Consider the following 12,996-nt stretch of genomic DNA (forward strand, 5'->3'; position numbering starts at 1 on the left):
ACGCCAGCCTTGCCCGTAGCGAAATAGGTCACACCGATTGGGGCGTGATGCTGACGCTGCTGGCTGCGGCAAGAAGATCTTGCGCGTATTGAGGGCCTGGATCGGCGAAAAACTCTTCTGTTGATTTGTGGACTACGCTTGTGCCGCCGCGCATGACCATAATGTCGTCGCACAAGGCATTGGCCACGCCTAAATCATGAGTGATGAGCATGAGACTCAAGCCTTGGGTTTGGCGCAACGCTGCCAGCAGGTCCAAAATCTCGTGCTGTACGGAGACGTCCAAGGCGCTAGTGGGTTCGTCGGCAATCAACACGTCCGGATTCACGGCGAGTGTGCGGGCGATGGCGATACGCTGGCGTTGACCGCCCGAGAAGGCTTGCGGACGGCGCGAGAGGATGTCGGCATCTGACAGCCCAACCATGTTCAGCAGCTCGAGGCATCGCTGGGTAATAGCTGCGCGGGAAGGCCTCACTCCACTGGCTCCAAGTGTGCGATGCAGCAGCATGCCTTCGGAAAGAATGCGATAGATACTGTGACTCGGATTCAGTGAGGAATCGGGATTCTGGAACACCATTTGAATACGGCGGTGTTGCTCGCGTGTGCGATGGATCGGTGCCAGCGGCTCCCCATCAAGCAGCACTTGACCTGTTGCCGGCGTGATCAACCCGGCTGCCACACGTGCGAGCGTGGATTTGCCCGCACCGGACTCCCCCACGATGCCAATGGCTTCGCCCCTCGCAGGCTCAGCGATACATGATCCACTGCGGTGAAATCGCCATATTCCACCGTGATATCGCGCAGTTCGAACAATGCTGGTGATGTATGTTGTGTCATCGATCTTGCGCTCCCGGAATCGGTAGAATCGCGCTAACCAAACGCTTCGTGTATTCCTGTTGCGGACTGTGCAATATCGATGCTGTGGGTCCAGTTTCCACAATGCGCCCGTGCTGCATCACGATCAGCCGGTCGCACAGATGAGCGGCGACGCCCAGATTATGGGTGACGAACAGCATGGTAAGGCCGAGACACTGCCGCAGGTCGGCAAGTAGGTCGAGAATTTGCAGCTGGACTGTAACATCCAGTGCGGTGGTTGGCTCGTCACAGAGCAGGATGTCTGGTTTGGTGGCGAGCGCGAGCGCGATGCCGACGCGTTGGCATTGGCCTCCGGAAAGCTGCCCTGGGTAACGGTCGGCAGTGCGCAAGGATTCCGGTAGACCAAGGCTGATTAAGAGGTCGGCAGCTTGGGTTTTTGCTTCTCGTCGATTGACGTGCTGGTTGTATCGCAGCACTTCGGCCACTTGCTTGACCACTCCGGTTAGTGGGTCGAGCGAGGACACCGGGTCCTGGAAAATCATGGCGATGCGCTTCTGCTCGGCTACGGTAATCGATTCCGTATCCGTAATGGCTACGCCTTCGGGCAGCAGTCCCATAATCGCGCGCAAAGTGAGGCTTTTGCCGGAGCCTGATTCGCCGATCAGTCCCACGGTTTCACCAGGGTGCACGTCAAAGGAGATGCCGTCAACGAGCGCACGACCACCGAACGAAGCATGAATATGGAGATTATTGACCTGAATAATCGGGGCGATATTGGAGTTGGCTGCACTCATGACTGCCTCCTCGCGTCGTTAAGGCCGTCGCCGATGAGTGCCAAGGCAATGCCGACCAGCACCACCGCGCAACCCGGCAGAGTGGACACCCACCAGCGGGTGGAGAGGAAGGATTGGCCGTCTGCGATCATCGTGCCCCAATCCGGAGTTGGCGGAGTGACGCCGAGGCCCAGATAGCCGAGCGTTACGATGGCCACAAGCAGTGCCACCATGTCGCTGACCAGCACAATCACCGCTTGCGAAAGTACATTCGGCAACATCTGATGGACCAGAATCGAAGCATCGGAGAATCCCATCACGCGTGCGCTTTCCACCCATTCCGCGCCGGCCAGTGAAGCTGTGGCACCTTTGACCGTGCGCGCGAAAATAATCCAGCCCATGATAAGGAAGGTGAGGAAAATACCGGTAATGCCGGTACCGGTGACGAATGCCACCACTGCCACCAGCAGGTAGAACGGGAAGGCAATCAGCGCATCGGACAGCAAAGTGATGACGCGGTTCGGCCAGCCGCCATAATAGCCAGCAATCAGGCCGGCAGCCGTGCCAATAATGAATGGCAGCAGTTCCACACCAACCATCAACGCCAAGTCGACTCGGCCCGCAGCTGCCACACGTACCAACAAATCACGGCCAAGCTGATCGGTACCGAACGGATGCGCGAATGACGGCGGCTGCAGCATGGAAGAGATATCTTCCGCAGTGGGGTCGTATGGAGAAACCAGCGGAATAATCAGCACCGCCAGCACGATGGCGATAAGTAACGCAACGCCGGCAACTAGCGTGCTGGGCAAGCGGTCATGCGATAGCTTCATGCCACTCCCCCAGCCGTCGTCTGTTCAGCCCCACCGCGCACACGGTAGTCAATAAGTCCGCCTGCAATCTCTACAATCACGGAAATCAGCACCACGCCGAGCGCACAGTAAATAGCAATGGCTTGAATCAGCGGAAAATCACGGGCGGTAATGGCACTGAACAAGAGCGAGCCCACGCCTTTCAATCCGAACACTTGCTCGACTACCAATGTGCCGCCAACAAGGAACGAGATTTTCATACCGTAGAGCTGCAGTGCTGGTAGCAGCGCATTGCGCAGCACATGCCGATGGATCACGCGCTCAGGTAGGTGAGCCGCGCGCAGGGTCACCACAAAATCAGATTGCAGTACATCCAAAATCCGCGTACGCAATGAGCGCACGATAAACGGGGTTTGCGCGAGCGCAATGGTCAACGATGGCAAAGCCATTGAATACAGCATGCCGTCAATACCGGGTTGTGTGCCGCCGACAGGGAAAACTTTGAGCGTCACCGCGAAAAGCAGCACGAACACCAATCCCACCCAGAATTCCGGCATACCGAGGGTGATGGTAGGCACAATGCGCACCAGTTGGTCAACCCAGCTGCCTTTGTGGAGGGCCGCGGTCATGGCGAGGGGCAGTGAAATCGCCACAACCAGTACTGCGGAGCAGCAAATCAGCCATAAGGAGACTGGAAGACGGTCGAGTACGAGCGCCCGCGAGGACACGTTGTACGCGATGGATTGGCCAGTGTCGCCGGTGGTGAGCAGTGTGCCGACGAATGAGGTGAACTGCTTGCCGATGGGCTGGTCGAGGCCGAGGCGATGATGCATATCCGCGATTTGTTCAGGGCGGGCTTTGAGCCCCAGCACCATTTGCGCGGGGTCGCCAGGCACGAGGCGCACAATCAGGAATACGCCGATAGTGACCAAAACCAGTACAAGGAGCATATGAACGACAATGCCGCCCAGCCATTTGGCTAAGGCGGCAGGTCGTGATGTTGTCATAGTGGTTATTGTACGGCTAGCAATCAGCCGATCTTGACGTCCTGGAAGCGCACGGAGTTGTTCGGCAGCACTTCGAGGCCGGTCACGTTCTTACGCACGGCCTTGACGATCTGCGGGGAGTACAGCGGAATGTACGGCACTTCGTCGGCCAGGGTCTGCTGAATCTTTTCGTAGAGGACGGCACGCTCGTCACCGTCTGGGGTCACCTGGGCCTTCTTAAGCTCTTCGGTGACTTCAGGGTTGGAGTAGCTGGTCCAGTAGGACTTGCTGAAGCCGTCAGGGTCGGCCTGGAAGTCGATGATAGAGTCGGCATCCGGGTAGTCGGCCTGTGCGGAGTTGATCATGATCTGGTAGTCGAATGCCTTGAAGCGGGAGCGGAAGGTGGCGATATCCACAGATTCAATCTCGAGCTTCACGCCAATCTTGGCGGCAGCGGACTGCAGCAGCTGAGCGGCCTGAGAGTAGGCGTTGTTGCCGGAAGCGAGCAGAATCTTGGCGTCGAAGCCGCTCGGGTACTTGGACTGGGCGAGCTCTTCCTTGGCCTTGGTGAGGTCATTATCCACTGGCTTGATGGAATCCTGGGTGCTGTATTCGATGGCCTTGGGCAGCACGGTCTTGGCGGTGTCGGCATGACCGAAGGATACGGCCTTGGTTACATCGGAACGGTTCAGGGCGTAGGCCAGTGCGCGGCGAACGTGCACGTCGGAGAAGTGCTCGTCGGCGGTGTTGAAGAAGAAGGTGTGGGTCACCCAACTGCCGGCGGTTTCCACCTTGGTATCGTTGCCGTTCTCGAGTTCGTCGAGGTTTTCGAGAGCCGGGTCTTCGATACCGTCCACCTGGCCGGTCTTGAGCTGGTTCACGGCCTGAGTGCCGTCTTCCACGAGCTTGTAGACGAGCTTGGTGATGCCCGGCTTGCCCTTCTGCCAGTAGTTCTCGTTCTTGGTGAAGGTCAGGTCGCCGGACTTATCCCACTTGGAGACCACGAACGGGCCGGTGCCCACCGGGTTGGCGAAGAAGTCGTCTTCGGACTTGCCGCCGAAGTCCTTAGGCACAATGCCGTTGGAGAAGTTGGCGAGCTCGGCGAGCAGCGGGGTGTACGGGCTGTTGAGCTTGATTTCCACGGTCTTCTCGTCGGGAGCGGTGACGGATGCGATGTCCGCGGTGAGCGGCAGGGCGGCATCCTTCTCAGCCTGATGCTGTTCGATGGAGAACACGGCGTCTTCAGCGGTCACGTTCTTGCCGTTGGAGAACTTGAGTCCATCGCGCAGGGTGAAGGTGTAGGTCAGGCCGTCGTCGGAAATCTTGTGGGACTTGGCGAGCCAGTCGATGATCTTGCCGTTCTTGTCGAAGCTGACGAGCGGCTCGAAGATCTTATCGATGGCGAACGCGTTGTTGGAGGTGATTTCAGTCCACAGGTTGAGCGAGGTCACGGCTGCAGAGCGAGCGTAGGTGAACGTGGTCTGGTCACCGGATGCACTGGTGCCGGCCGTGGTGGAGCCACCGGTTTGCGAGCATGCGGCGAGTGAGATGGCAAGTACGGCGGCGGTCGCAGCCGTCAGAGCCGTGCGAAGGGCACTGAACGTGCGGGTCTTCTTCATTATTCGATATTCCTCTTCTTGAATCCTCTGTTATAAATCAAATACCAGTGCGATGGCGCGAACAATCGCGTGCAGCTGACGCATGGACCTGAAATACAAAAGCGCAGTCCATCCTAGAATGGGCTGCGCTTTGCCGCAATCGCCGTCTTATGTAGAGGCTATTGGCATTGGTTACTACTCGTTATTATGAGCTCTGAGCTCGAGCTCTCGAGTATCAATAATCACCGATTATCAACGTGCCTTTTGTGCATTGACCAAAGCCTCAGCCGCAGCCTTGGTAGCAATAGCACGTTCCTTGGCACGGCGGGCACGAGCCAGTTCAGCTTCAGCAGCCTTAATATCCGCTTCGGCCTGCTTGAGGTCAGCAGTGGCGCGTACCACTTCGAGCTGCGCATTGGACTGCTCACCCTTCGGCTTCCACAGTTCGGCAATCTCTTCAAGCGTCTTGTCCTTGGTTTCAGGCACGAACGTAATCACGCCGAGGAAGCAGATGAGGTTGGTGCAGGCGAACACCAGGAAGGTGCCCATGCCGCCAATGGAGCTGATGAGCATCGGGGTGAACTGGCCGATGGCCCAATTGGTGCCCCACAGGAACACGGTGCAGATACCGGTGGCGCGACCACGCAGATAGGTGGGGAAAAGTTCCGGAATCATAATCCACGGGATCGGACCCATCGAGAAGGCGAAGCAGGAGGTGAAGCACATCACGAAGATGAGCATGAGCAGCTGGTAGTTGTTGGCATAAGAGAAGGAGATGCCCAGCGCGAACAGCACCATAAGGCCGGAACCCACAGCCATCAGCTTCTTACGGCCGGCGGAATCAATCAGGTACATGCCCACCACAGTGAACACCAGCTCGATGCCACCCACCAGGGAGGAGGCCAGGAATTCGGTGTTGCCGCCGAAGCCCATGTGGGAGAACATCACCGGGCCATAGTAGGAGATGGCGTTCATGCCGATGGCCTGGTTGAAGATAGCCAGGAAGATGCCGATGAGCAGGGCCTTGCGCAGGCCGGGCTTGAACAAGTCGGAGAACTGAGCGTTAGCTTCCTTCTCGGCCTTGATCTGCATTTGGATTTCTTCAACATCACGGCGGGCCTTGTCGGAACCGTTGATGCGTTCAAGAACCTTGTAGCCTTCCTCAATACGGCCGGACTGCACGAGGAATCGAGGAGATTCAGGAGAGAACCAGAGGGCCGCAACGAAGATGGCAGCGGGGATAGCGCCGATGCCGAGCATCCAACGCCAGCCGATGTTGATGCCCCAGTTGTGGTCGCCGGAGGAAGCGATGAAGTAGTTGATGACGTTGGTCAGGAAGATGCCGGAAATAGTCAGCAACTGGTAGGCGGAAGTCAGTGCGCCACGAATATTGGTAGGTGCAGACTCGGTGATGTAGGTCACGGCGAGCGCAGCAGCCAGACCAATGCCGACGCCGCCGATCACTCGAGCAAGAATCAGCGTGAAGGGGCTGAAAGTGAAGGCGCTCCAGAGTGCGGCTACGAAGAAGAAAGCACCGCCGAACATCAAAATCTTACGGCGGCCGTACTTATCGGAAAGGAAGCCGGAGAAGCCTGCGCCGATCACGCCACCGATCATGATGGAGCTGATGACCAGGCCCTGCAGTGCCGGGCTCAGCGAATACTTGGTCTGTAGGAAATCGATGGCGCCGGAAATGGAGACGGTGTCGTAACCGTAGAGCAGACCGGCGAGGCCCGCGCTTAGTGCCAGGCCTACGATGTAACGGCCCGAACCGCGGCGCTGATGCTCGTCGTCTTCGGTAACCGTCTGAATGGATGCGGTTGTTGATGCTGCTTGACTCACTGCAGTACCCTCTGTTTCTTTTACTTTCACTCTCTTTTGGCATGTACTGTTTGCGCTAACAGCACATGCGGCCAAAGGTTTATGGTAATGCTTGTTTACCCCGTAAAATGCGGGAAAAGCACCGCTGGAGCAAATCGTTGTAAAACCGTTATCGATACGTTGCCAAACTGTTATCAATTCAGTGGCATAAGTTGCCACAGCGTCAACTTGTAGCTAATCCACAAAAGCGCGGTCACGACTTTTTCGCCGCGCACAACGCGCCTCACGCTACGCCAGCGTAACCTCAGCTAACAGAATGGCTGAAAATGTCAATCGTAAGGCAACCGCCGTGCACACCAGCGCGCGGCATGAAAGAACAGGCACCATGCTCACCGAATACACCACTCCCGGCGAATCCATTACATTACGCGACGATCAAACCATTTACTCACTGCTCACCAACCGCATTCTGCGCACCGGCGAAGATACAATCATCGCCGCCAAGAAGCTCGGCCCCGGCCGCTGGCAGGATGTGACCACCGGCGAATTCCATAAGCGCGTCATCTCCGCCGCCAAAGGCCTGATCGCTCTGGGCATCAACAAGGGCGATGCGGTAACCATCTTCTCCTCCACCCGCCTCGAATGGGGCATTCTCGACTTTGCCCTGGCCGCTGTGGGCGCGGTGAGCGTGCCGATTTACGACACCGATTCCGCTTCCCAGGCTCAGCGCATTATGAACGATTCCGCAGTCAAGCTTGCCGTAGCCGATAATCGCGAGCGCTTCGACCGTCTTGATTCGGTGAAAGACCATTGCCCTGCGCTGCGCCAGATTCTGATGTTCGACGGCAATGCACTCGGCGCTTTGGAGGGTTTGGGCGTTACTGTGTCCGACGAGGAATTCGATGAGCGCGTGGCTTCCGTGCACATCGATGATTTGGCCACGATTGTGTATACGTCCGGCTCCACCGGCAATCCTAAGGGTGCCGAACTGACGCATAAGAATTTCGTTTCGATTACGATTGCGGCTTCTCAGGCGCTGCATGAGATGATTCTTGATGATCATCCGCGTCTGCTGCTGTTCCTGCCGCTCGCCCACTGCTTCGCACGTTTCATCCAGTACGCGTCCATCGCTTCGGATGATGGTGTAGTCGGCTACTTGCCGGACACCAAGTCCCTGCTTCCCGATCTGCGTTCCTTTGAACCGACCTATTTGCTTGGTGTGCCGCGTGTGTTCGAGAAGGTGTACAACGCTGCTTCCCGTAAGGCCGGCACTGGCTGGAAGGGCCGTCTGTTCTTGAAGGCTGCTGAGGCCGCTCGAGTCTGGAGCATTAAGGAGCAGGCTGGCGAAAAGCATACGTTGGCTGAGATGGCTGATCATGCAAAGTATGAGACGCTGGTGTACCGCACGGTGCGCGGTGCTTTGGGGCCGAAGATCAAGTATGTGGCTTGCGGTGGCGCTCCGCTTTCCTTGGATTTGGCGCACTTCTACAACGGCATTGGCTTGCCGATGATTCAGGGCTACGGCATGACCGAAACCGCTGCCCCGTTCGCCGCCACTCGCGTAACCGACAATGTGATTGGTACGGTTGGCCAGCCGGCTCCTGGTTCTTCTGTGCGTATTTCCGACGAGGGCGAGCTGCAGGTCAAGGGCCCGAATGTGTTCCGCGGATATCACAATTTGCCTGAGAAGACCGCTGAAGCGTTCACGGCAGACGGCTGGCTTCGCACCGGCGATTTGGCTGAGATTGATGATGAGGGTCGCATTATGATTACCGGCCGTATCAAGGACATTATCATCACCGCTGGCGGCAAAAACGTCTCCCCGATTCCGCTGGAGGAAGAGATCACCAAGTGCCCGATTGTGGAGCACTGCGTGGTGGTGGGCGATCGTCGCCCGTTCATTGGCGCTTTGGTGACGCTGGATCCGGAATCGCTGGCGGTTTGGCTGCCGGCTCATGGCCTGTCCGCCGATACGCCGGTGGACCGTTTGGCCGTGAACGCTGCAGTGCGCGAGGAGATTCAACAGTACGTGGACAAGGCGAACGCCACGGTTTCCCGTGCTGAATCCGTGCGTAAGTTCGCCGTGCTGGATACGCAGTTCACGCAGGAGAACAAGTGCCTGACACCGTCTCTGAAAGTGGTACGTCCTGCTGTGAATCGTGTGTTCGCTGACGTAATCGACCGCGAAATCTACAACGGCAAGCACTAATCCACTAACACAAGCACCACATACGCAAAGTGGGTTCAACATCAATTAGATGTTGAACCCACTTGCTATTTGGGCTAGTGCTCTACCTCACCGAGAGTCAGAGCACAGCAGTCTGAATTCAGGCATTGCGGCGGCGAATTGCGAGCGCCACACCACCAGCGGCAGCGATGAGCACGGCGACTGCTGCAATACCAGCCACAGCCACACCGGTGTTGCTCAGAACGGGCTTCTTGGTGTCAGTCTTAGTGGTATCAGCCGGCTTGCTCGGCACAACCTCAGCCTTGTAGCTATTGGTCACGGTGAAGGTGGCCTCATTGTGCTGGCCGCCCTTGAACGTCACCTCGCCCGGGTCAACGGCGGCAGTGTAACCCTTGCCCGCGGAGAGCTCCTTGACGCTCCAGGTGTAGTCCTCGAGACCTGCCGGAACAATCACATCAGCCTGCCACTTGGAATCCTTGGACAGGGTGATGTTCTCGCCATACTGTTTGCCATTCTGGAACAGCTGAACGGTTACGGTCTTCTCAGGAGCACCCTTGGCCCACACCTTCTTGATGGTGATGTTGGAAACCGGAGCGGTGATGGAGCCCGGAGCCAGCTGGAATGGAGTGCCATCCACCGGAGTCTGCTCTTCACCGTTGATCTTGGTGGCCACCTTGTAGTTCACGGTTGCCGCATCGTTCGATGGCAGCTTGGATTCCTCGCCGTTCTCCACAGCCTTGTCGAAGGCTGCCTGAGTCGGGGTAAGGGTTACCGTCAGCGTGTACGTAACGCCTTGCTCCAGTTCGGTATCGCCAAGATCCCAGACCACGTTCTTGCCATCGAACTTCGGCGCCGGGCCATTCCAGTTGGCATCGTTGCTCTTGGTCAGTGTGAAGGTCGGGGTGCCGTTGGCCTTGACGAAGTCAACGTACTGAGACAGCGTATCGCTGATCACCACATTGCGGTATGCGGCGGAGGACACGATTTCCTGATAAATGGAATCGAAAGCATCATTGAGCTTTGCAGAGTCGCTACCGTCGAAGAACTTGCCATTGGTTGCATTGGCAAGATTCTGCATCGCTTCGTTGGCGGCTTCATCAGCGCTCACCGAGTAGAGGGCAACGTTACCGCGCTTGTTGGCCTCTTCAACTGCAGCGGCAAGGTTCTTGCCATCTTTATCATCTTGACCATTACCGGCAATGCCATTGCGGGAACCGGCATCATTGCGGAACGTGGGGAGACCATCGGAAAGGAAGACGATGTACTTGGCCGCATTGCTACGAGTTTCAGCAGCATTAGCCTTCTCAAAAGCGTCATCCCAGTTGGTGCCGCCACGCACATAATCCTTATCGTCGTACCGCGGCTGATCGCCAATGGCATTGGCCACAGCAGACGGATTAGTGGTCCAGTCGGAAGCCTTCTCAGCATAGGTGTCGAAAGTCACCACGGACATACGAACATTGCCGCTGTTCTTATTTGCTTCAGTCAGCAACTTGTCTGCCAAATTCGTAGCTGCAGTCTTAACAGTCGTGAAACGATTGCCTTTCATGCTACGAGACTTATCAACAACGAGCACAATGTCGGTCGGAGTCACCTTCTGCGAGCTGTCTTCAGCCGTCTGACCAGTAACGCTCAACGTCATCTTGTAGGTGCCGTCGCCGTTAGCGGTCACGGTTTTCTCCGCCTTTGGCTGCGGCAGAGTAACGGACTCTTCCTGAGCTGAGGCCATGCCTACACCGGCAATGGCCATAGTGCCCAGCGTTGCTACGGATACGATGGCGGCCGCAGCGGTCTTCAGTGCGGCACGCAAACCTTTCCTTGCATTGTGCGAGCCTTCATTGCTTGCATGCAATATCTTCATCATGTACTGCTCCCTCCAGCATGGAGGGACATGTGATTGCATACTGGTAATTCACTAACAACCATTGCATTCCCGCACCCCAACTCCATGCGGTATATCTCTTGAGATACTTCGTTTCGGCACAGTAGCAATTCATAGAAATGGCGGAAATCCCCCGAAAATCAGTCCACCCGATAATTCATTCCCCCGACCTGCGCGCGATTGCCGGCATTACTGACTTTCTTAATACCCCGATACTTCTTGGCAGCACAAAATCTTCACAATTATTTTGTTTGCCTGCAATCTTGGTGCTTGTGTTGCAATTTATAGCGCGGCAACGCAAAAGAGCCGCTCCGGTTTCCCGAAGCGGCCCTTGGGCAGTTTCACTCTAAAGAGTCAAGAAGAGAATTGAATAGCGTGTGCGGAGACCGCCGTCTGAGGACGAAGGAATACAACGGTATTTCGAGCCTGAAGAAAGGCGGTATACGCTCCGCTGTTCAATTATCCAATCAGTGACGGTTTGCCGGCGCTGATTTAATGTGTGTGTCCTCTAGGCGTACCGAGGGAAGGCGTACGAAGGTACGTCGACCGAGGAACAACGACGAGGACACTCCATTAATCAGTGACGGTTGTCAAGACGGTGGTACATCTCGGACAGCTGCAGTTCCTTCTCGAACTGACGAGCGGTGGTCTTGTCGTCGATGACGGCGAGCTCAACGCCGGCGATGCGGGCGAAGTCTTCCCAAGCCTCGCGGCCAACGGAGGTGGTCATGCAGGTGTGGTGGGAACCACCGGCGGTGATCCAGCACTGGACGGCGGTCTTCAGGTCAGGCTGCGGCTTCCAGACGGCGCGGGCGCACGGCAGTTCCTTGAGGGAGCCCTGCGGCTCGACGACGTCGACGACGTCCATGAGCAGGCGGAAGCGTTCGCGCTCGTCGGCCATAGAGACGACGACTGCGTCCTTCTTCGGAGCGCCGGAGAAGACCAGGCGAACCGGGTCGGCCTTGCCGCCGATGCCCAGCGGGTGAATCTCCAGCTTCGGCTTGGCGATGGTGCCGATGGCTGGGGAGACCTCGAGCATGTGGGAGCCCATGTCGAGTTCGTTGCCAGCGGTGAAGTTGTAGGAGTAGTCCTCCATCAGGGAGGCGCCACCCTCGAGGCCGTAGCCCATCACAGCGCCGATGCGGACGAGGACAGCGGTCTTCCAGTCGCCTTCAGCGGAGAAGCCCCAGCCGTACTCGGACGGGAAGCGCTGTGGGCCAACGCCCGGCAGCTGCGGCAGAGCGCCGAGGTCTTCGAAGTTGTCGACGCCTGCGGTGCAGCCGTTGGCACGCATCATGTTGACCATAGCAGCCTCTTCCTTGGCTGCGATGAACAGGGAGTCGTACTTGGCGTCCAGCAGAGCCGGGTCAACGTCGTACTTGGCCTTGTAGTCCTCGATGATTTCCTTGACCTGGTCGTCCTTGACGGCATCGTATGCGGCGACGAGCTCGTTGACGGCCCAGGTGTTGATGGAAGCGCCGAACACGCGCTCGGCTTCGGTCTTGTCGCCTTCGGTGACAGCAACATTACGCATGTTGTCGCCCCAGCGCATGACCTTCATGTTGTTGGAGGCGTCCCAGCCGGCGCAAGCGCGAGCCCAGGTGCCGACCTTCTCGGCGACTTCCGGATCAGTGTAGTGGCCGACGACGATCTTGCGCGGAATGCCAAGGCGGGAAACGATGTAACCGAACTCACGGTCGCCGTGTGCGGCCTGGTTCAGGTTCATGAAGTCCATGTCGATGGTCTCCCACGGAATCTCCTTGTGGTGCTGGGTGGCCAGCTGCAGCAGCGGCTTGGTCAGCACTTCGAGGCCGCGGATCCACATCTTGGCCGGGGAGAAGGTGTGACACCAGGTGATGACGCCGATGACGTTCGGGTTGGCGGAGGCTTCAACCATGAACTGCTTGACGCCGTCGGAGGACTTCAGGGTCGGCTTCAGAACGATCTTGGCCGGGATCTTGCCGGTCTTGTTCAGGTAGTCGACCATTTCGGCGGAGTGCTCAGCGACCTGACGCAGAGCTTCCTCGCCGTACAGGTCCTGGGAACCGACGCCGAACCAGATTTCCTTGCCCTCAAAGGGGTTTTCCATTGCCATAGTGGCTCCTTTTATTTACTTCGTTGTG

Annotated in this window: 9 protein-coding genes; 1 reads left to right on the forward strand and 8 read right to left on the reverse strand. The window is 57.4% G+C overall.

Annotated elements, in window-relative coordinates; genetic code table 11:
* Positions 1 to 28: 28 nt before the first annotated feature.
* The 6 genes from BISA_RS12035 to BISA_RS09040 all read right to left on the reverse strand — a co-directional run bounded on the left by BISA_RS12035 (position 29) and on the right by BISA_RS09040 (position 7,022).
* Positions 29 to 937 (reverse strand): ABC transporter ATP-binding protein, encoded by a 909-nt coding sequence (locus BISA_RS12035; RefSeq protein ID WP_272945249.1) that lies wholly within the window; start codon positions 935 to 937, stop codon positions 29 to 31.
* Entirely contained in the window at positions 831 to 1,607 is a 777-nt protein-coding gene (locus BISA_RS09020) for an ABC transporter ATP-binding protein (protein WP_033891519.1), read from the reverse strand. Before BISA_RS09020 ends, BISA_RS12035 begins: the two co-directional genes overlap by 107 nt.
* Positions 1,604 to 2,419, reverse strand: a complete 816-nt coding sequence (locus BISA_RS09025; RefSeq protein WP_051917458.1) for an ABC transporter permease — start codon at positions 2,417 to 2,419, stop codon at positions 1,604 to 1,606. Before BISA_RS09025 ends, BISA_RS09020 begins: the two co-directional genes overlap by 4 nt.
* Positions 2,416 to 3,405 carry an ABC transporter permease gene (locus tag BISA_RS09030; protein ID WP_202806964.1) on the reverse strand — a complete coding sequence of 330 codons (990 nt, stop codon included), beginning with the start codon at positions 3,403 to 3,405 and terminating at the stop codon, positions 2,416 to 2,418. The genes BISA_RS09025 and BISA_RS09030 overlap by 4 nt, the downstream gene beginning before the upstream one ends.
* Before the next feature lie 23 nt (positions 3,406 to 3,428).
* A complete protein-coding gene (locus BISA_RS09035) occupies positions 3,429 to 5,003 on the reverse strand; it encodes an ABC transporter substrate-binding protein (RefSeq protein ID WP_033891520.1) in 1,575 nt (524 codons plus the stop codon).
* Between the two features lie 231 nt (positions 5,004 to 5,234).
* Positions 5,235 to 7,022, reverse strand: a complete 1,788-nt coding sequence (locus BISA_RS09040) for a sugar porter family MFS transporter (protein WP_337588789.1) — start codon at positions 7,020 to 7,022, stop codon at positions 5,235 to 5,237.
* A 166-nt stretch (positions 7,023 to 7,188) separates the two neighbouring features.
* Between BISA_RS09040 and BISA_RS09045 the strand changes: the two genes are divergently transcribed.
* A complete protein-coding gene (locus tag BISA_RS09045) occupies positions 7,189 to 9,012 on the forward strand; it encodes an AMP-dependent synthetase/ligase (protein ID WP_033891521.1) in 1,824 nt (607 codons plus the stop codon).
* Positions 9,013 to 9,130: 118 nt separating this feature from the next.
* On the opposite strand, the gene BISA_RS09050 is transcribed toward BISA_RS09045, so the two are convergent.
* Positions 9,131 to 10,855 (reverse strand): VWA domain-containing protein, encoded by a 1,725-nt coding sequence (locus tag BISA_RS09050; protein WP_033891522.1) that lies wholly within the window; start codon positions 10,853 to 10,855, stop codon positions 9,131 to 9,133.
* Positions 10,856 to 11,450: 595 nt separating this feature from the next.
* A complete protein-coding gene (araA, locus tag BISA_RS09055) occupies positions 11,451 to 12,968 on the reverse strand; it encodes an L-arabinose isomerase (protein ID WP_033891524.1) in 1,518 nt (505 codons plus the stop codon).
* Between the last annotated feature and the right edge of the window lie 28 nt (positions 12,969 to 12,996).

The sequence above is a fragment of the Bifidobacterium saguini DSM 23967 genome, from assembly GCF_000741715.1.
Classification (GTDB): Bacteria; Actinomycetota; Actinomycetes; order Actinomycetales; family Bifidobacteriaceae; genus Bifidobacterium; species Bifidobacterium saguini.